The sequence below is a fragment of the Acinetobacter sp. CAU_H_29a_1 genome, assembly GCF_058599505.1.
On record NZ_CM178655.1, the window covers coordinates 1781984 to 1801276 of the forward strand.

Annotated in this window: 17 protein-coding genes and 1 riboswitch; of the genes, 4 read left to right on the plus strand and 13 right to left on the minus strand. The window is 41.8% G+C overall.

Annotation, left to right across the window (positions count from 1 at the left end):
• Window positions 1-932: 932 nt before the first annotated feature.
• From aroQ to accC, 3 genes are read left to right on the plus strand one after another with little or no spacing between them, the layout of a single operon-like run.
• Window positions 933-1388, plus strand: a complete 456-nt coding sequence (gene aroQ, locus AC4MDD_RS08785; protein ID WP_205668078.1) for a type II 3-dehydroquinate dehydratase — start codon at window positions 933-935, stop codon at window positions 1386-1388.
• A 16-nt stretch (window positions 1389-1404) separates the two neighbouring features.
• Window positions 1405-1824 (plus strand): acetyl-CoA carboxylase biotin carboxyl carrier protein, encoded by a 420-nt coding sequence (gene accB / locus AC4MDD_RS08790; protein ID WP_004979753.1) that lies wholly within the window; start codon window positions 1405-1407, stop codon window positions 1822-1824.
• Window positions 1825-1840: 16 nt separating this feature from the next.
• On the plus strand, window positions 1841-3202 hold the full coding sequence (accC, locus tag AC4MDD_RS08795) for an acetyl-CoA carboxylase biotin carboxylase subunit (protein ID WP_491882580.1): 1362 nt from the start codon (window positions 1841-1843) through the stop codon (window positions 3200-3202).
• A 63-nt stretch (window positions 3203-3265) separates the two neighbouring features.
• Here accC and AC4MDD_RS08800 read toward each other — a convergent pair whose 3' ends face one another.
• From AC4MDD_RS08800 to AC4MDD_RS08825, 6 genes are all read right to left on the minus strand, one after another.
• Entirely contained in the window at window positions 3266-3733 is a 468-nt protein-coding gene (locus AC4MDD_RS08800) for a hypothetical protein (RefSeq protein ID WP_491882581.1), read from the minus strand.
• A gap of 212 nt (window positions 3734-3945) precedes the next feature.
• Window positions 3946-7551, minus strand: coding sequence for an urea carboxylase (gene uca, locus AC4MDD_RS08805; protein WP_491882582.1), 3606 nt, complete (start codon window positions 7549-7551; stop codon window positions 3946-3948).
• A 5-nt stretch (window positions 7552-7556) separates the two neighbouring features.
• A complete protein-coding gene (locus AC4MDD_RS08810; RefSeq protein WP_148826080.1) occupies window positions 7557-8207 on the minus strand; it encodes an urea amidolyase associated protein UAAP2 in 651 nt (216 codons plus the stop codon).
• Between the two features lie 17 nt (window positions 8208-8224).
• A complete protein-coding gene (locus AC4MDD_RS08815) occupies window positions 8225-8965 on the minus strand; it encodes an urea amidolyase associated protein UAAP1 (RefSeq protein ID WP_491882583.1) in 741 nt (246 codons plus the stop codon).
• 27 nt (window positions 8966-8992) lie between these two features.
• Window positions 8993-9096: riboswitch (guanidine-I (ykkC/yxkD leader) on the minus strand.
• A gap of 144 nt (window positions 9097-9240) precedes the next feature.
• The gene (locus AC4MDD_RS08820) at window positions 9241-10134 is read right to left on the minus strand and encodes a LysR family transcriptional regulator (RefSeq protein WP_004979763.1); all 894 of its coding nucleotides are present in this window, start codon (window positions 10132-10134) and stop codon (window positions 9241-9243) included.
• A gap of 319 nt (window positions 10135-10453) precedes the next feature.
• Window positions 10454-11626 carry a thiolase family protein gene (locus tag AC4MDD_RS08825; RefSeq protein ID WP_491882584.1) on the minus strand — a complete coding sequence of 391 codons (1173 nt, stop codon included), beginning with the start codon at window positions 11624-11626 and terminating at the stop codon, window positions 10454-10456.
• A gap of 524 nt (window positions 11627-12150) precedes the next feature.
• On the opposite strand from AC4MDD_RS08825, the gene AC4MDD_RS08830 reads away from it, so the two are divergent.
• A complete protein-coding gene (locus AC4MDD_RS08830) occupies window positions 12151-12762 on the plus strand; it encodes a TetR/AcrR family transcriptional regulator (RefSeq protein ID WP_491882585.1) in 612 nt (203 codons plus the stop codon).
• A 61-nt stretch (window positions 12763-12823) separates the two neighbouring features.
• On the opposite strand, the gene cysK is transcribed toward AC4MDD_RS08830, so the two are convergent.
• The 7 genes from cysK to rutA form a co-directional block, all read right to left on the minus strand.
• On the minus strand, window positions 12824-13822 hold the full coding sequence (cysK, locus tag AC4MDD_RS08835) for a cysteine synthase A (RefSeq protein WP_491882586.1): 999 nt from the start codon (window positions 13820-13822) through the stop codon (window positions 12824-12826).
• A 161-nt stretch (window positions 13823-13983) separates the two neighbouring features.
• A complete protein-coding gene (locus tag AC4MDD_RS08840; protein ID WP_039889624.1) occupies window positions 13984-14820 on the minus strand; it encodes an NAD(P)-dependent oxidoreductase in 837 nt (278 codons plus the stop codon).
• Between the two features lie 45 nt (window positions 14821-14865).
• Complete coding sequence (gene rutG / locus AC4MDD_RS08845; protein WP_491882587.1) at window positions 14866-16221, minus strand: pyrimidine utilization transport protein G; 1356 nt, start codon at window positions 16219-16221, stop codon at window positions 14866-14868.
• A gap of 36 nt (window positions 16222-16257) precedes the next feature.
• Window positions 16258-16755 carry an NADH-dependent FMN reductase RutF gene (gene rutF, locus AC4MDD_RS08850; RefSeq protein ID WP_491882607.1) on the minus strand — a complete coding sequence of 166 codons (498 nt, stop codon included), beginning with the start codon at window positions 16753-16755 and terminating at the stop codon, window positions 16258-16260.
• Between the two features lie 125 nt (window positions 16756-16880).
• A complete protein-coding gene (gene rutC / locus AC4MDD_RS08855) occupies window positions 16881-17264 on the minus strand; it encodes a pyrimidine utilization protein C (RefSeq protein ID WP_004979782.1) in 384 nt (127 codons plus the stop codon).
• Window positions 17265-17294: 30 nt separating this feature from the next.
• Window positions 17295-18044 carry a pyrimidine utilization protein B gene (gene rutB, locus AC4MDD_RS08860; RefSeq protein ID WP_491881424.1) on the minus strand — a complete coding sequence of 250 codons (750 nt, stop codon included), beginning with the start codon at window positions 18042-18044 and terminating at the stop codon, window positions 17295-17297.
• Window positions 18041-19153: a pyrimidine utilization protein A gene (gene rutA / locus AC4MDD_RS08865; RefSeq protein ID WP_491881425.1), complete on the minus strand. Its 1113-nt coding sequence runs from the start codon at window positions 19151-19153 to the stop codon at window positions 18041-18043. The genes rutB and rutA overlap by 4 nt, the downstream gene beginning before the upstream one ends.
• Window positions 19154-19293 lie beyond the last annotated feature (140 nt).

Below are 19293 nucleotides of genomic sequence, written 5' to 3' on the forward strand. Positions count from 1 at the left end.
ATAAAACAAACTGAAATTATTATGGTTTCAAAATCATATCTTCAGAATTTCACTTATTGCCAATCCTAAACTCACTAGATCCCATCATGTAAAGCCGAATCTACACAGCTAAAATGAGCAAAATAGCCAATCGTTTTCTTTTATAAATTTTCTTGCATAGTAAAATTCCATACGCAATAGGAGGATATTTTTTCAATACATTCTGCTACTCAGCAATTTTTCTACAGTCTTTTGCTTATTTAACGGCAAAATTTCTCAACCAAGAGGATGCTGAAAAGCACCGTTATAAACCTGAATTTTCCTCTTACTGTTTCAAGTTTTTCAGTTTTTTTCTAAAAGATCATGGCATCAGCTAGATAGACGTTAACAACAGACAAAAACGTCCATCTACATTTTAACGTAACAAGTTGATGTTTTAATTGATAAAAATGATGTTTTTCAAGTTCAATATTGATCCAATAAAGCTTAACAACTGAATTGATCATGGTCGTCCAGCCAGCCAAAAGAGCTAGAATAAATTGATCAGATCATGTACAGATACAAACGATATCAAACTTCAGCTTTATTTTGATATACAGTTTAGCCATATAAGAATTGATCTAGATCTGATGCAGAGTGAGCTACCGACTAAGAAGTCTGAGTTGCCCTCTTTTCAAGACTTGAGTTGCACCTGTGGCACGAAACAAAAACAAATCTGCTGCTTTTGGTCAATTTGGCTTACAATGTAAAAAAGAGTAATAATCCGAAAATTTGTAATCTTTTAACATTGCCAATTCCTTGCAAAATTTACATTATATTGCCGAAGTTTGGCACTAAGCATCTACGTCAATTCAAACAAACTATAAAAAAAATGTAGAACTTTATGCCATAATACGCAAACTTTGCAGCCATCTTGCAAAGATTTATTGCAATTTAAAAATGGAGCAAGCTAAATGAGTTCGACCATTTTGGTTATTCATGGACCGAATCTAAATTTGCTAGGAATGCGCGAACCAGAGGTCTATGGTTCTCTAACGCTGAACGACATCAATCAGCAACTCATTGCACAAGCTGAAAATGCTTCAATTTCTCTCGACGCTTTCCAAAGTAATTGGGAAGGTGCCATTGTCGACCGTATTCATCAAGCCCAAGCGGATGGCGTCCAATTTATTATTATTAACCCTGCTGCACTCACGCATACCTCTGTTGCTCTACGTGATGCCCTGCTTGGTGTAGCCATCCCATTTATTGAAGTTCATTTATCAAATGTTCATGCGCGCGAAGCGTTTAGACATCATTCATATTTATCAGATAAAGCCGTTGGCGTTATTTGTGGCTTAGGTGCTCAAGGTTATAGCGCTGCGCTCAATTACGCTCTCACTAAAATTCAACCCTCTACGCAATCATAATTAGGAATACTGTCACATGGATATTCGTAAAATCAAGAAACTCATCGACCTGATGATTGAATCTGACTTACAAGCGATTGAAGTTAAAGAAGGCGATCAATCGATTGCGCTGACTCGTCGTAGTCCAGTTGTTGCAGCTGGTGCTCCTGTTGCTATGGCGGCTCCTGTTGCTCAAGCTCCAGCGGCTAAAACACCACGTGGTGCTGTAGAAACCTCTCCAATGGTTGGTGTGTTTTACGCGGCTCCAAGCCCAGGTGAAGCGCCATTTGTTAAAGTCGGTCAAACCATCACTGCTGGTGAAACACTTGGTATTATCGAAGCAATGAAAATCATGAACCCGATTGAAGCAACGCAAAGCGGTGTGGTTGAAGAAATTTTAGTGAAAAACGGCGAAGTGATCCAATTCGGTCAACCATTATTCCGCTACCGCGCGTAATAGACGGGGACTTATAATGTTGCAAAAAGTTTTAATTGCAAACCGTGGTGAAATTGCCCTGCGCATCACCCGTGCCTGCAAAACTTTAGGGATTAAGACTGTAGGGATCTATTCAGATGCCGACAAAGACTTAATGCACCTACGTTTTGTAGATGAAGCAGTATGTATTGGACCAGGTGCAAGCAGCGAAAGCTACTTGAACATTCCTGCCATTATTACAGCAGCTGAAATTTCAGGTGCAGATGCCATTCACCCAGGTTATGGCTTCTTATCAGAAAATGCTGAATTTGCTGAAATTGTAGAAAACTCAGGTTTTATTTTTATTGGACCACGCCCTGAACATATTCGTTTGATGGGTAACAAAGTTTCTGCGATTACAGCAATGCGTAAAGCAGGTGTTCCAACCGTACCCGGTTCTGCAAATGCGGTTACACCGCAAAATGCGCTGGCTGAAGCTAAAGAAATTGGTTTCCCATTGATCGTGAAAGCTGCTTCTGGTGGTGGTGGTCGTGGTATGCGTATTGTAGAACGTGTCGATACTCTGCTTGAATCCGTTCAAGCCGCACAGCGTGATGCTGAAATGTGGTTTGGCGATGACACGGTGTATATGGAACGTTTCCTACAAACACCTCGTCACGTTGAAGTCCAAGTTCTTGCCGACGGTAATGGCCACGCGATTCACCTCTATGACCGCGACTGCTCTTTACAGCGCCGCCATCAGAAAGTGCTAGAAGAAGCGCCAGCGCCAAACTTACCTGAACAAGCACGTGCTGACATTTTAGAAGCTTGCGTAAATGCTTGTAAATTAATGCAGTACCGCGGTGCAGGTACATTCGAGTTCTTGTTTGAAGATGGTGAATTCTTCTTTATTGAGATGAATACACGTGTTCAAGTTGAACACCCTGTAACTGAAATGGTGACAGGTATCGACATTATTGAACAACAGCTCCGCATTGCTGGTGGCTTAGGTCTTGAAATTGAACAAGATCAAGTTGAAGTCAAAGGCCATGCGATTGAATGCCGTATCAATGCTGAAGATCCAACGACTTTCTTACCTTCACCGGGTAAAATTGAGAATTTTTATGTGTCAGGTGGTGCAGGTATTCGTCTTGATTCACATATCTATCAAGGCTATAGCATTCCGCCATACTATGACTCGATGATTGCGAAGCTGATCGCACACGGTAAGGATCGTAAAACATCACTTGCACGCATGCGCCAAGCGCTTGATGAAATGATTTTGACCGGTATTAAAACCAATATTCCATTGCATAAAGATTTGATTCTTCAAGATGAAAAATTCTGTGAACAAGCAATGGATATTCACTACCTTGAAAAGCACCTGTTAAAGCAAATTGAAGGCAATCAAGATAAGTAATTGTCTTGATCCTTAAATAAAAAACCGCGATAAATCGCGGTTTTTTATTTATAAAACAATTAATTAAGGTAGTACGCGACGTAGCGTTGCAAAGCATTGCTGTGCTTTATCATTGGCACAAAAATTAATGGTCGATGGACTTTGCCATTTCACAAAATACTGAGACATTTCACCAGTCTGATCTTCTTGAGACCCAGAACAATCTACTTGGTTATTGTCAAATTTGACCTGTAAAATTAAAGCAGGCAGTTGCATATTTTTATCGGTAGATGGCTGGTAATCATAAATTCCCGTAGACCATTCTTCCCCACTTTTAATCACAACATCACTATTACTTTTAAAATTATAGTATTCAACGCATTTACGATTATTTGGAATTTCCATTCCCCATAAGCCCACAATTTCAGGGCGAGTCGTTACACGAATATTATTTTGATTTGATGCTTGAGTATCCTCAGCCTGACTTGGCGTATTTGCCATAAGCACTGATGAAGTTAACATGAATAACATGCCGAGTAATGTTTTTTTCATACAAGCCATAATGTTTTTAAGCGTCTCACTAAATTAGCATATTTTGATTCAAAACATCATTTTATAACCATTTCATAACAATCTATTTTTTGTTATGGGTTGCAATCTTAATTTAACAAAACGATTTATTGTCAGCACTAGATAAATCCTCCTTTCAGAATCGAAAAAAAGACCGCTTAAGCAGTCTTTTTTGTATGTCGTGATCTTTGAATTTAGGCTACAGGTGCAAGTGTAAACAGCACCTGACCTGTTTTTACCGTTTGCCCTTTTTCAATGGTAATGGTTTCAACCTTCATCCGCTCAGGTGCAATAATGGGAATTTCAATTTTCATGGCTTCAATCACGGCCAAAGTTGCCCCTTGTTCCACAATGTCTCCAGAGGTACATTCAATTTTCCAAATAGAACCCGGCATATGCGACTCTACTGCACAACCACCTTCAGGAATTTGAATTTCACTGTCATCTAACACCGTATCTAGACTTTCAGAAACATGTTCAGCCAAACCTGCCTCATGCCAACGACGGCGTTCATCTTCAAAGTTCGCTTGCTGTACCGCTTTAAAACTTGAAATGGATGCCGCATTTTCAATGAGGAAGTCATTATATTCTTTTAGATTTAAAACCCCATCTTCTACACGAAGCTTTAAGCGTCCCGCTTTAAAGTCTTCCCGCATTTGCATCAGTTCTGTTTCAGACACTTCATAAAATTTAATTTGATCAAAGAAGCGCAGTAGCCATGGTTTTCCTTGTTCAAAGTCAGGATTTTTGCGGTAACGACTCCACATTTGTGTTGTACGTCCAACAAACTGATAACCGCCCGGGCCTTCCATGCCATAGACACATATATATGCCCCACCGATGCCGACTGCATTTTCAGGCGTCCATGTACGTGCAGGATTATATTTGGTGGTCACTAAACGATGACGTGGGTCCAGCGGCGTTGCCACAGGTGCACCCAAGTACACATCCCCCAAACCCATCACCAAATAATTGGTGCTGAATACGATATCCTTCACTGCTTGCTTTGAGTCTAGACCATTGATACGACGAATAAACTCAATATTGTCAGGACACCACGGCGCATCTGGACGGACTGTTTGCATATAACGTTCAGTCGCTAACTGAGTTTGAGAATCCTCCCAAGCCAAAGGCAAATAGACTGTGCGCGACGGGACTTCCATTGCGGTCACATCAGGCAATTCACTTTCTGCTTGTTGTAAAAGGCACAATAAATGTTTTTGATCTAGCACTAATGAATCAAAATGAATTTGCAGTGAACGAATACCCGGTGTTAAGTCTATAATCCCTTCGATACTTTGGTCTTTAACCCATTGCATTAAAGCATGAATACGGAAGCGTAAATTGAGATCTAAAACCAACTCTCCATATTCAACCAACAGATAACTATTACCTGCTGGACGATAGCTTACATCGGGTGCAGCGCCCTCACCTTTTAATGTCGCTAAAACGGCATCTGATAAGGTCTCCATTTCAGCATGAAAGCTTGGAGAAAATTCTACATTTTCAGCCGTATCCGCTGTTAATGCTGCACTATATTTTTGATTTAATACTTGTGCTTGATCATAAGAAATTGGGATAAATTTAACTTTATCGCCCGCTTTAAGCTGACCAATTTTCCATAGTTCTGAGCTAACCACCACCGCTGGGCAAACGAAACCGCCCAAGCTTGGACCATCGGGTCCTAAAATAATTGGCATATCTCCAGTGAAGTCAATCGCGCCAATGGCATAAGCATTATCATGAATATTCGAAGGATGTAGTCCTGCCTCACCACCATCGGTACGTGCCCATTCAGGTTTTTCACCGACTAAACGAATGCCTGTACGACTTGAGTTAAAGTGAATTTCAAATTCTTGCTCAAAGAAGCGCTCAATATCGCGTTTGGTGAAAAAATCTGGCGCACCATGTGGTCCATACATCACTGCAATGTTCCAAGTGTGGCTAAAGCTCGGTACCTGTGCTGCACTGAGTGCAACAGTTTCTGCCGAGGTGTAAGCCGTAATGGGCAACATATCTCCAATGAGTAAATTGCGTCCTGCATGACCACCAAACTGACCTAAAGTAAAAGTCGCTTGCGAGCCTAAATAGGCAGGTACACTCAACCCACCTTTAATACCAATATAACTGCGACAACCTGTGGTGATTTTACCTGTTTTAAGAATTTGCCCTTTTTTAACATTAAGGGTCTGCCACATGGCAACGTCGACACCATCCAATGTCGCAAGCATGTCGCCACCCGTAATCACGATTTGGCTGTCACAATGGAATTTTAAAGTTGGGCCTTGTAATGTACATTCGAGCCCTGCGGTATTAAATGGATTTCCCAATAGTTGATTAGCAACATTTAACGATAGTGGATCAATCGCACCTGATGGTGGCACTCCAACATCCCAGTACCCCAAACGACCATTGACGTCTTGTATTGACGTTTGAATACCGGACTGTAATACCTCAACTTTTTGGGTTTTCCACTCAAAAGTATTTAAGAAACGTGTAGTCTGTGTCCCTGCTTTAAACACTTCACAGTCAATAATATTTTGTAAATACTCAAGATTGGTTTCAATTCCTGCCACTGAGGTTTTTGCCAAAGTATCGCTCATGGCCTGAATTGCACTTTCACGGTTTTCGTGAGTCACAATGATTTTGGCAATCATTGGATCATAAAAGGAAGATACATTTGAACCTGTTTCCACCCATGTTTCATTGCGGGCCTGCGGGTCAAAGTCGACATAGGTCAGTAAGCCAGCACTGGGTTGAAAGTTCTTAATTGGATCTTCAGCGTATAAACGGACTTGGATCGAATGGCCTTTAGGTGCAAGTGTATCTGTTGGTGCAGTCCAGTCACCGCTACCTAAAGTGACCATCCATTCCACAAGGTCTACACCAAACACTTGTTCAGTCACGCCATGTTCAACTTGTAGACGTGTATTCACCTCTAAGAAATAGAATTGCTGGGTGTCAGTATCCATCACAAATTCAACCGTACCTGCCGAACGGTAATTCACTGACTGCATCAGTTGAACCGCAACACCTTGAATATAAGCACGTTGTTCATTATTTAAATGCGGTGCCGGGGTCTCCTCGATTACTTTCTGGTTACGGCGCTGTACTGAACAGTCCCGCTCTCCCAAAGCCAAAACCAAACCTTGGCCATCACCAAAAATTTGGACTTCAATATGACGCGCATTTTCCACAAACTTTTCTAAATACAAGCCTGCATCTTTAAAGTTAGCTTGTGCCAAATAAGATACCGTTGCATAAGCATCTTTAAGCTCTGCTTCATTCCACACCAAACGCATACCAATACCGCCACCACCTGCGGTACTTTTCAGCATCACGGGATAGCCTATACGATTCGCCTCCACCAGTGCTTCCGCTTCATCTGCTAAAAGTTGGCTACCCGGTAACAATGGAACGTTCGCCTGAATGGCTAGTTCACGCGCAGTATGCTTTAAGCCAAAACTACGCATTTGTGCAGAATTTGGCCCTAAAAACACAATGCCCTGTGACTCACACAAATCACAAAACTCCGCATTTTCAGACAGGAAACCATAGCCCGGATGAATAGCTTCAGCACCTGCTTCTTTCGCGACCTGTAAGATTTTTTCAATATTTAAATAACTTTGACTGGCTGGGCTATCACCAATAAATACCGCTTCATCAGCCAAAGTCACATGCAAGGAATCACGGTCTGCTTCTGAATAAACCGCAACCGACTGAATGCCTAACTTCTTTAATGTACGAATTACTCGGCAGGCTATTGCACCACGGTTGGCAATGAGAACTTTTTTAAACATGCAGATTACTCCTTGCCTTCACGTACAATCAGTTGAATTTTAGTCGGGTTATAGGCATTACAGGGGTTGTTCAGTTGTGGGCAGTTAGAAATCAGCACGATGAGATCCATCTCTGCTTGAATTTCAACATATTTACCCGGCGCCGATATTCCATCGTCAAACTTGAGATGCCCATCACTGCTCACGGGTACATTCATAAAGAAGTTAATATTCGGCCCAATATGACGAACATTTAGTCCATGCTTTTTCGCGATTGGGTGCAAAGCTAAAGCTGTCATAAAGTTATTACGGCAACTGTGCATCGGAAATGTGTCGTGTGCATAACGTACGGTGTTACTTTCACATGAACAAGCACCGCCCAAGGTGTCATGGCGACCACAGTTATCATCATGGATCGTGGCGATTTTGTTGCCATAGTTGGTATATAGAGCTGTGCCTTTTTCTAGATAAATCTGCTGATTAATGGCTAGAGTATCGGTTGCGCTGTAACGTTCTTCAGGATTGCTTGCAGAAATCAATAAAGTATCGACTGCTTGGTTGCCTTCGAGGTCAATAATGCGGAAATATTGCCCTTTCTGGACTTCACACATCCATGCCTCACCCGCTGGACAGACTTCATTTAAAATGGTTAGATCAAATGCTTGTAAACTGGTCATGCGTATTCTCCTCGAGCTTAAGCAGCATCAAATGCGTAATAACGTGCGTTGTTTTGAAAACCGCGTTGGTTTTGTGGGCATGAATCACGACAAATATCGTGTGTTGCTAAAGCGGAGGCTTTGAATAAGCGCATTTGAATATCGGCTGGCTGATACTTTGCTGCTTGGCTTAAACCATGTGGCGCGGCAGATAAGAACACCAGACAGTCCATCTCAAAACGCAGTTCAATGATTTGGTGGGTATTGTCAGTATCGATATAAGATAAGTTGCCTGCATCATCAGGGCGAACTTTAGAGAATAGGTTGACCGTAGCTGACAGGTCGGCTTGACCTAATGAATACTTGGTCATTTCAAGTAATAGGCTGTCGCGTCCACTTCGATACATCTCATTTCGTGCATCTTGGAAAGTTTGAGTGCCGAATTGTTTTTGAATTTGTTCTGTGCGACTCGGACCACATAAGGCATCATTCCAACCATGATCGTCTTGAACAATTGAAGCCATAACCCGACCTAAGTCTGAATACAACACATGCCCTGTACTTAGAAATGCCGTATGTTGTGCCTTTAGGCTATCTGGCATATTAAAACGTTCGTGCTTGTCTTCGCTGTTGACACAGAAAAGAGAAACGTTAGCTTGTGCTCCCAAGGCCTTAAACTGTAAAACAGTGCCGCGTTGAATACGCCCAGACCAGTGGTGCCCACCCGGTAAAAGTTCAGTCCATAGTGCGTTATCGTCGTGATAAGTTATTGTGCTCATGCGCCTCTGCCTAAATCGTAACTGTTTACCTCCCGGGCTTTTATCCCTCCGTGTAGCTCTTTCGAACCGTGAACTCTCGGTCGCAGACATACATAAAATAGATATGTATCGGAACCCTAGATCACTCTTTCAGATTAGACGATGCAAAGGCTGTGCCAATTTAGTATTACGATTTTTAAACTTCGTAATACTATTTATGAGCAATAAATGGGCACTTTAGATTTCAAGCACGCATATTTTCGCTATGCGCACTAAAAAGCATCAAATTTTAAGAATTACTTCATTAAAATTTCATGGAACATGTGACGCAGCCACTGGTGACTGGTTTTGTGATGACAAGACATATGCCAATACTGTTTCACCCCATAACTTGGGAAGGCAATTGGTGCATTAAAGATTTTTAAATTGCCACGTGAAAGCAGCACTTCACTCAAATAATACGGAACTGTCGCAATCGCGTCTGTTTCTTGTACCACCAAGCCGACGCCTAAATAGCTCGGTAAACGCATTAAAATGTCACGTTTTAGTTCTAAATTGAGCAGTTCGTTTTCAATATGGTAATGTCCCATGCCTGCATCAATATCGATATGTGACTCAGCTAAGTACTGCGCTGTGCTGATACTGTCACCTGTCAAACGCGGATGATCTTTGGCAGCAATCACCACATAATACTGCTCGAACAGTTGCTGTTGATAAAAGCCATTTTCCAATTGAGGTAAAAAACCCAGCGCCAAATCAATCTCACCATTTGCCATTTGATAACTGGTTTCAGAGGTGATCGGACGGATATTCAAACGAATATGCGGCGCATGTTTCTTTAAGTATTGCGAAATTTTCGGCAATAACACCAAATGCGAAACATCGGTCATGGCCAAACTAAACTGTTGCTGTGAAGTCGCTTGGTCAAAATCAATCGTGAAGTTATTGATGATTTCAACCTTGTTTAAAGCCTCACTGACCAATGGAAATAACTGTTTAGACAGCTCAGTTGGCACCATTTCATTGCCAATCCGCAAAAATAGCGGATCATTATAATGTTGGCGAATTTTATTCAGAATGTTACTCACCGTCGGTTGACTCATTTCTAAATGATCAGCCGCCAGTGACACACTTTTAAACTTATAAACGTAAAAAAAGATACTGAGTAATTTACAGTCCAGTTCAAACACGAAAAAAATGTTCCTTATATGTATGTGATGGTAGACGATCCATCATCTACCCATTATAGCGATGCCCCAATGCTCAAAACTTACTTTTACAGGCATCTAGGTCTAATATCAGACATTTCAGCAATAAAAGAACATTAATTATACCATTAGCTGTACTGAACAATCGATGCTTTCCCTGAAAAGTTATGTCGCATGATCTGCATGTATTTTACATAACAAAAAAGGTCCGAATCAATCGAACCTTTGATGAAATCAACTATGCCGAATTATAGCTATTTAAAATATTTTCTTCACAGGCATAGCTAAGGATATTACAGCTTTAGTCCAGCAGCTCGACAGCAATAGCAGTCGCCTCACCACCACCGATACATAAAGCAGCTACGCCTTTTTTCCCACCAGTACGTTTCAAAGCATGCAGTAAAGTCACGATAATACGTGAACCAGATGAACCCAATGGATGACCAAGTGCACAAGCGCCACCATTCACATTGACTTTTGCTGGATCTAAATCAAATCCATCAATTGCAAGCATTGTGACCATCGCAAATGCTTCATTGACTTCCCACAGATCTACATCACTCGCAGACCAGCCTGCTTTGGCTAAAACTTTCTCAATGGCACCTACAGGGGCAATGGTGAACTCAGATGGATGCTGGGAATTACTTGCATAAGCCACAACTTTTGCCAATGGCTTAAGACCACGTGCGTCAGCAACTTCGGATGAAGTTACAACCAATGCCGAAGCACCATCCGAAATAGAACTCGAATTTGCCGCAGTAATCGTACCGTCTTTTTTAAATGCCGGACGTAAAGTTGGAATTTTATCAACTTTGGCATTGAGCGGCTGTTCATCTTGATCAACCACAACATCGCCTTTGCGGCTACTCACCGTCACAGGCACGATTTCATCTTTAAAGAAACCACCTTGAATCGCAGCAACAGCTTTATTTAAAGAACCAAGGGCATACTGATCTTGCTGCTCACGGGTATAGCCTTTTTTATCTGCCATTTCTTGAGCAAGTACACCCATTGACAGACCTGTTTCAGCATCCTCTAAACCTTCTTGGAACATGTGATCGGTGGTTTTACCATGTCCCATACGGTAGCCCGCGCGTGCTTTTTCAAGTAAGTACGGCGCATTTGACATTGATTCCATACCACCGGCCACCACAATCTCAGCTGAACCCGCTTTAATCGCATCAGCCGCCTGCATGACGGCTTTCATACCAGAGCCACAAATTTTATTGATGGTTGTTGCACCCGTTGAGTCAGGTAGACCCGCCATACGCATTGCTTGACGTGCAGGGCCTTGTTTTAAACCTGCTGGAAGTACACAACCAAAGATCACTTCATCCACATCGGTCGGTTGTAAGCCAGAACGGTTTAACACTTCTTTAATTGTCACCGCACCAAGTTCAGGCGCGGTACAGCTCGACAGTGAACCTTGAAAACCACCCATTGCTGTACGTACACCGTCTACAATAACAATCATTTTCTATTTCATCCTTTTTCGCGGTTTACTTGCTTTAAGCCCAATTAAAAGGCTTAAAGACATTCCCTATCTATTTTTTCATATTACAAAGGGGTTAATTGTTTCAGATCTTATTTTAATGTTTTTCATAGTGCTACCGTCTCAAAGCGAGTCATCTATAAAGACATTAAAATAAACACACATGAATAATAAGACATCTATCCATATGATAAATGATTCATTTATCAACCCGCACTGCATTCGAGGCTTGAGCACTAAAGGTTCTCGTCTCTAAGAACACAGTGGCTATACTGACAATAGTGTAAAAATCACGAAAAAGGAATGCAATGGCCCAAATTTGATCTCTAGAGATCAAATTTATTGACAACGAAATGCGAAAATGTTCCTGAATTTATTTCTATTGTTGAACAAGTGGATATTTTTAAAACGATTGTAGTAATATCCAAGACCTTAGTTGCATTTTCATTTTCAACCAAGTTCAATAGCCTCTCTATAGTTCTCATGGAATACACTGGAATAAGCCAATGACTTCAGTACGCCAACAAAATTTTCTATTACGCAAAGAGAAAATTTTAGCCATGGCTGAGACTTTATTATTAGACAATAATCAAGACATCACCTTAAGCGAATTAGCAACGGAACTCGATATTGCGAAGGGTACGATCTACAAGCATTTCAAAAGTAAAAATCAACTTTATTTAGAGCTGATTATCTTGAATGAAACTCGCCTGCTAGAGATTTCTCAAAAGCATAACAATGATATTAAAACGTATGTTTCCGAATACATGCTTTATAATATGTTGTACTCGAACCGTACGATTTTACTGCACGTTATTGAAGAACGTTTAACCAATAATGAACGTAAACTCAAAGAACTTTTTGAGAAGCTCTATCAAATACGTGAACAACGTATTATCGAAATTAAAGACATGACCTCTGACTATTTAAAGTCTTTAGACAGTGCAATGTCCATTCGTGATTATTTATCTTATGTATGGACAGTGACCTATGGTGCGTCATTGTTACTCAATTCAACGCATTATCAAAAATCAATCGGTTCTCGCGAGCGTCTGATTAAACTGTATGTAAACCAAGCCCTCATGACACCTGATAAAATTTCACACGCAGCACTTTAAGTTTCTAAACGGCATAAAAAAAGCTAAACATTTTATGTTTAGCTTTTTTTCATCCAGAAAATTAGTCTACGGAAATATCTTCAAACAAAACTGAAGATAAATAACGTTCACCACCGTCAGGTAAAATCACCACAATAGTTTTACCTGCATTTTCAGGGCGTGCTGCAAGTTCAGCTGCTGCTGCCATCGCGGCACCACCTGAAATACCTACCAAAATACCTTCTTGGCTTGCTGTTTTACGCGCCCAATCAATTGCTGTTGCAGCATCAATTGGCATCACTTCATCGACCAAGTCAAGGTCTAAGTTTTTAGGAATAAAGTTAGCGCCAATGCCCTGAATCTTATGTGGTCCAGGCGTTAAAGTTTCGCCACGTTTGGTTTGACCAATAATCGGCGATTCAGCAGGTTCTACCGCAACTGAATACAAGGCTTGTTTTTTTACATTTTCAAAATAACTTGAAATCCCTGAGATCGTACCGCCCGTCCCTACACCTGCAACTAAAATATCAACTTTACCGCCTGTTGCTTCCCAAATTTCTGGACCAGTGGTTGCTTCATGAATAGCTGGGTTTGCTGGGTTTTCAAACTGTTGTGGCAAAAAATAAGTGTCTGGATTTTCATCCAACAAACGCTGTGCTTCTTCTACCGCACCGCGCATCCCTTTTGCAGGGTCGGTGAGAACCAAGTTCGCACCCAAAGCTTTCATCACTTTACGACGTTCGATACTCATGCTTGATGGCATAGTCAGGGTTAACGCATAACCTTTTGCAGCAGCAACAAATGCCAAAGCAATGCCTGTATTGCCACTGGTTGGTTCGACAATGTGCATTCCCGCTTTCAGCACACCGCGTGCTTCCGCATCCGCAATCAGCGCAGCCCCAATACGACATTTTACTGAAAATGCAGGGTTACGGCTTTCAACTTTGGCTAAAACGGTGGCTGGACTTTGTATAATTCGGTTAATACGAACCAATGGTGTGTTACCAATCGCTTCTGCATTATTACTATAAACCGCTATCCCTAAATTATTAGGCGTTGGAAAAGCTGAGTCAGTACTCATACCAATGTTTCCTATGTTGTTTTTAATGATCCACTCATTATCATACCCTGATTTTTAAATGCAAACTGACATTTGGTCGGGCTTATGTTTTTATTTGATAAATAAATCACTTAAACAGAAAAAGCATGCGTTTTCCCATGCTTTTCTCCCGCGCGACCAGCTTAAACGAGCCTTACACTATTCCACTTTTCTAACTGTGTAACTGCTGCGCTAAAGTCTACTTGTGCAGCCTGTTCTCGCTCTGTTTTTAAGAACAGTTCCTGTGTCACTTGAAAAACAGGTGTTTTCATCTGTCCTTCTTCAGCAAGATCCATCGCAATACCAATGTCTTTTTGCAACAGGTTTAAAGCAAATGTTTTTTGAAAAGTGCGGCTCAAAACTTTTTGCGCCATCACCGTTTCAGACATGGTACTTTTACCACTGGAGTGATTGATACAACTCAATGCTCTAGCCAAGTCAACGCCTTGATGCTTCAAAATAGACATGCCTTCAGACAGTGCCCATAAATGCGTTGCCATAAGCGTATTATTTACCGCTTTGACCGCAAAGCCTGTACCACTTTCCCCTACATATTCAATCAGCCCCGCAAATGCCTGAATAATAGGTTTTGCCCTTTCAAATCCAGCGATATTACCACCCACCATAACTGTCAAAGTACCGCGTTCAGCACCAACGGTTTGACCCGAAACAGGTGCATCTAAGTAAGTCACTCCACGTCCTGCCAAATCAGTGGAAATTCGCTGTGCAGATTCAGGCACGCCACTGGTACAATCCACCCATAAACTTCCTGATTTGGGTGGATGTAACGCAATTAAAGCTTCAACGTCTGCACTGGTCGGTAAGCATGAAAATATAATATCGGCTTGCATCGCTTGTTGAAGTTCAACCTGCAAAGTACCGAAGGTTTGCGCATGTGAAGACGCTTTTTCCACTGTGCGATTCCACACCCAAACAGGATAACCCAGTTTTGGCAAATGGGAGGCCATATGCCAGCCCATTGCCCCAAGTCCTATAAATGCAATATTCAGACTCAAAATGTACTCCTAACTATGTGCAATAGTGCTATTGATTTGATCTTCTGATTTTTCTACGACTTGCTCTTTTTCACTGCCTCGGTTCAAGAAAAGATTAAGAAGAATGGCTGCTAGTGTTGCGGTGCCAATACCACCTAGGTCAAAACTCCCTATTTGTAAGCTGTAATTACCAGTTCCCATAATCAGACACACGGCCCCAATCATTAAAGTACTGTTCTTGGTGAAATCAATTTTGTTATCGACCCAAATTTTTGCGCCAGCAACGGTAATCAAACCAAAAACGACAATGGATGCACCACCCAAGAGTGCAATGGGAATTGTGCTAATCACTGCGCCAAACTTAGGAGAAAGCCCCAGTAAGATCGCAAATACACCTGCAAAAACAAAGATTGTGGTTGAATAAACTTTAGTGACTGCCATCACCCCAATGTTTTCAGCATAGGTGGTCATCCCTGTGCCACCAACTGAAGCAGACAGTGTGGTACATACACCATCTGCAAAGAAACCACGCCCCATATAAGGAGACAAATTTTTCCCCGTCATCGCCGACACAGCTTTGAAATGTCCTAAGTTTTCAGCCACCAAAATAATCGCAACGGGTGCAATCAACATCATGGCGTTTACATCAAAGGTTGGGCTGTGGAAAGTTGGCAAACCAAACCATGCTGCTTGACCGACTTTTGCAAAGTCAATTGCAGTGCCAAAACCCATGACATTGGTGAGTAAGAAATAAATAAAATAGGATGCAACCAAGCCTAAAAGTAGCAGTAAACGGCGCACCATACCTTTGGTAAATACCGCAATGACACTGATACAAATAATCGTGATTAACGCCATCCAAGAGTCAAACTGATTGGCTGACACACTTTTGATCGCAACTGGTGCGAGGTGTAGCCCAATAATCATCACAATGGCGCCTGTCACAATAGGTGGCATCAACTTTTCAATCCATGCTGTACCAGTGCGTATCACAATTAAGCCAATTAACGCGTACAACACTCCACACGCAATGGTTCCACCCAGTGCTAAAGAAAGATTTGGGTTTGCTCCAACACCTGTATAACCCGTAACAGCGACCACTACTCCAATGAAGGCAAAGCTGGACCCCAAATAACTTGGCATACGTCCACCGGTCATGAGGAAGAAGAGTATCGTACCAATGCCTGTAATGAAGATCGTTAGATTCGGATCAAAGCCCATCAACAATGGGGCAAGTACGGTTGCGCCGAACATGGCAAAAGCATGTTGCAACCCCAAAATAATGCTTTTTCCTGCGGGCAAGTATTCATCTGTTTGCACAGGCGTTGTATCTAAATCGCCTTGATAAGGCTTAAATTTTGGAAACCACGATTCTTTTGTTTGCATGGGTTTCCCCTCCTTGTAAAAGTAGGAATTTTTGAATTAGCACATTGGTAATGGCTCACAGTAACCACGGTTAAAATACATCAGCGCATTTAGTCCATAACTTTGCTTCATGGCTTTGACTTGACAAAACAACACATCGTGACTGCCTACAGACATAGTCTGTACCACTTCACAATCAAAGCTCACTAAGGCATCCTCCAATACTGGTGCATTGGTCAAAAGTGTGGACCATGTTCCTTGAGCAAAACGTTCAGGTATTGGGGTTTTCCCCCCAAACAAATTAGATAAATGTTGTTGCTGACTCGACAACGTGTTTACACATAACACTTGATTGCTTTTAAATGTCTCAAACACAGAGGCTGAACGGTTTAAACACACCAACAACGTTGGCGGTGTATCGGTCACACTGCATACTGCCGATGCAGTAAAGCCTGCCTGACCCGCCCCCCCATCTGTTGTAATCACATTGACAGCAGCTCCTAGATTCGCCATACCTTGACGAAATGTGTGTTGATCCAACATTGCCTCACCCATTGCCTCTGGTGCTTTATGATTCAGCAAGGTTTCAACTTGATCTTGATTCATCAGTTTTGCATTCATCGTATTCTCCATGCCCTAAAAAAATCGTATATCAGGGCATTAAAATTTGATTATTCCACTTAAGCCACATGTGCAACCGAAGCGATTTCAACCAAAGCCTCTGGCTTGACCAGTCCAGTCTGTACGCAATAGCGTGCAGGTTTATCGTTTGGAAAATACTCGGCATATACAGCATTAATCGCGCCATAATCGGCCCAATCTTTCACAAAAACATGATTAAAAGTGACGTCATCCATTGTGCCACCTGCGGTTGCAAGGACTCGTTTAATGGTTTCTAAAATATGTCTAGTCTGTGCTGCTGCATCACCAACGTGAACAACGTTGTTGTGTTCATCAAAGGCCAAGGTGCCTGATACATAGACGATATTGTCAGCCTTAGTTGCAGGTACAAATGGTGCAAGTGGTTTCGCTGTGCCTTCAGGCACAATAATTTCTTTAGGCATGAGGTTTCCTCTATCTTTCGTATGTATGACTTATGCTGTTTTTACCAGTGTTTGACTGCTTGAAGTTTGAAAGGTGTTCACAAAACTTTGTGTATCAGACACCCAACCAAAAAAGGTTTTGATGTTATAGAGACTTGCTTCTTGCGCCTCGATAGGCCCAGCTTGATAGCACGCATCCTTAAGAGCGACCCCAAAATACTCCAAGAAAAAACCATCCCTTAAAGTCGACTCGACACAGACATTGGTCGCAATACCGACAAAAACTAAATTTCGGATTCCACGCACCCGCAACATACTGTCCAACGCAGTATTAAAGAATCCACTATAGCGAGGCTTTTCTATGACTAAATCTTGTGGTTCAGGCTTGAGTGCATCAATCAACTCAAAATCCCAACCACCTTTTGCCAGTAGTTTTCCCTGTAGCTCTGGATTTTTGCGCATGGTTTTTAAAGCATTCGACTTATGGAAGTTTGGTGAATCACTCCCTCCTGCTTCGCGGTACTGATCATCCCAACCATTTTTAAAGTAAATCACCTGAATGCCAGCTGTATGTGCAGCAGTAATGGCTTTTTGAATGTTTTCAACCACAGGTTTGGTTTTAGATACATCAAACCCAGCCAAGTCCAAATAGCCACCTACTGAGGTATAGGCATTTTGCATATCAATCACAATCAATGCCGTGTGTTCAGGTGCTAAGGCAATCTGTTCAGGTTCTGCTTTTAATGTTTTTGCGTGCAGACTTTGTTTTGTAAATTCTGCACAGACTATAGATTCATTCATGCACTTTTCTCCAAAACAACGCGTGGTGCATCCGCTTCAACCACGATATGTTCACGGCATTTCATCAAAGGTTGTATACGCTGACCAAAGTCTTCGACCCCTTGTACAAAGTCATCAAAGGTAAGCAAAATACCTTCAGTCCCCTGAATTTCACCAATTTCATCCAACATTTGCGCAACATGTTCAAACGAACCGACTAACGTTCCCATATTGATATTCACAGGCGAAACCGAAGATGCCATTTGGCGAATATTGGTATCTGTTCCAGATTTGGTATCTTTACCCCCTTGGTTCATCAGCCAATTAATCGCCTCCATATCCGCACCAGCGTTATATGTTTGCCATTTCGCATGCGCCTCTTCATCTGTTTCTGCAGCAATCACCATAAACAGCACATAGATTTGTACATCACGCCCTGTTTTATCGGTTTGCTGTTTTAAGCGCTCATTGATTTCTGCATAGGCTGTCGGTGTATTCAGCCCTTTACCGAAAACAAAGTTGTAATCGGCATATTTGGCAGAAAACTCAAGCCCTGTATCCGACTGGCCCGCACAAATAATTTTCATGTCTGCTTGCGGACGTGGACTCACACGGCAGTCCTGCATAGTAAAATGCTCTCCTTTAAAATCTGAACGACCTGTCGCCCAGAGTTCACGCAAAATTTCTACATATTCGGAAAGATATTCATAGCGCTGTGCAAAATATTCATCTCCTGGCCACATCCCCATCTGCGTATATTCGGGTGCTTGCCAGCCTGTCACGACATTTAAACCAAAACGACCATTTGAAATGGAATCAATGGTTGATGCCATACGTGCCACAATTGCAGGCGGCATCACTAACGTCGCAGCTGTTGCATAGATTTGGATTTTACTGGTCACCGCAGCGAGCCCAGCCATCAAGGTAAATGTTTCTAGGTTATGATCCCAAAACTCTGTTTTCCCGCCAAAGCCACGCAGTTTGATCATCGACAAAGCAAAGTCAAAACCATAATGCTCAGCACGTTGAACAATTTTTTTGTTTAGCTCAAATGAAGGCATGTACTGTGGCGCGGTTTCCGAAAGCAGCCAGCCATTATTTCCAATTGGACAAAATACACCTATTTTCATCTTGTTCATCCTCTACACTTATTTCATTATTTGCAGAACATCAAAGGCTAAATACAGCAAAACTTTTGACCTTTAGTTTGATAAAAATACATTTGCACAAGCCATGCCAACTATTATTTATTATTATTTTTCAACATGTT

Coding starts and splice junctions, on each gene's coding strand:
- accB (WP_004979753.1), top strand. CDS start 1,405: ATGGATATTCGTAAAATCAAGAAACTCATCGACCTGATGATTGAATCT.
- AC4MDD_RS08840 (WP_039889624.1), bottom strand. CDS start 14,820: ATGGGCTGGCATATGGCCTCCCATTTGCCAAAACTGGGTTATCCTGTT.
- AC4MDD_RS08815 (WP_491882583.1), bottom strand. CDS start 8,965: ATGAGCACAATAACTTATCACGACGATAACGCACTATGGACTGAACTT.
- rutC (WP_004979782.1), bottom strand. CDS start 17,264: ATGCCTAAAGAAATTATTGTGCCTGAAGGCACAGCGAAACCACTTGCA.
- rutG (WP_491882587.1), bottom strand. CDS start 16,221: ATGCAAACAAAAGAATCGTGGTTTCCAAAATTTAAGCCTTATCAAGGC.
- rutA (WP_491881425.1), bottom strand. CDS start 19,153: ATGAAAATAGGTGTATTTTGTCCAATTGGAAATAATGGCTGGCTGCTT.
- aroQ (WP_205668078.1), top strand. CDS start 933: ATGAGTTCGACCATTTTGGTTATTCATGGACCGAATCTAAATTTGCTA.
- AC4MDD_RS08800 (WP_491882581.1), bottom strand. CDS start 3,733: ATGAAAAAAACATTACTCGGCATGTTATTCATGTTAACTTCATCAGTG.
- accC (WP_491882580.1), top strand. CDS start 1,841: ATGTTGCAAAAAGTTTTAATTGCAAACCGTGGTGAAATTGCCCTGCGC.
- uca (WP_491882582.1), bottom strand. CDS start 7,551: ATGTTTAAAAAAGTTCTCATTGCCAACCGTGGTGCAATAGCCTGCCGA.
- rutB (WP_491881424.1), bottom strand. CDS start 18,044: ATGAATGAATCTATAGTCTGTGCAGAATTTACAAAACAAAGTCTGCAC.
- cysK (WP_491882586.1), bottom strand. CDS start 13,822: ATGAGTACTGACTCAGCTTTTCCAACGCCTAATAATTTAGGGATAGCG.
- AC4MDD_RS08825 (WP_491882584.1), bottom strand. CDS start 11,626: ATGATTGTTATTGTAGACGGTGTACGTACAGCAATGGGTGGTTTTCAA.
- AC4MDD_RS08830 (WP_491882585.1), top strand. CDS start 12,151: ATGACTTCAGTACGCCAACAAAATTTTCTATTACGCAAAGAGAAAATT.
- AC4MDD_RS08810 (WP_148826080.1), bottom strand. CDS start 8,207: ATGACCAGTTTACAAGCATTTGATCTAACCATTTTAAATGAAGTCTGT.
- rutF (WP_491882607.1), bottom strand. CDS start 16,755: ATGGGTGAGGCAATGTTGGATCAACACACATTTCGTCAAGGTATGGCG.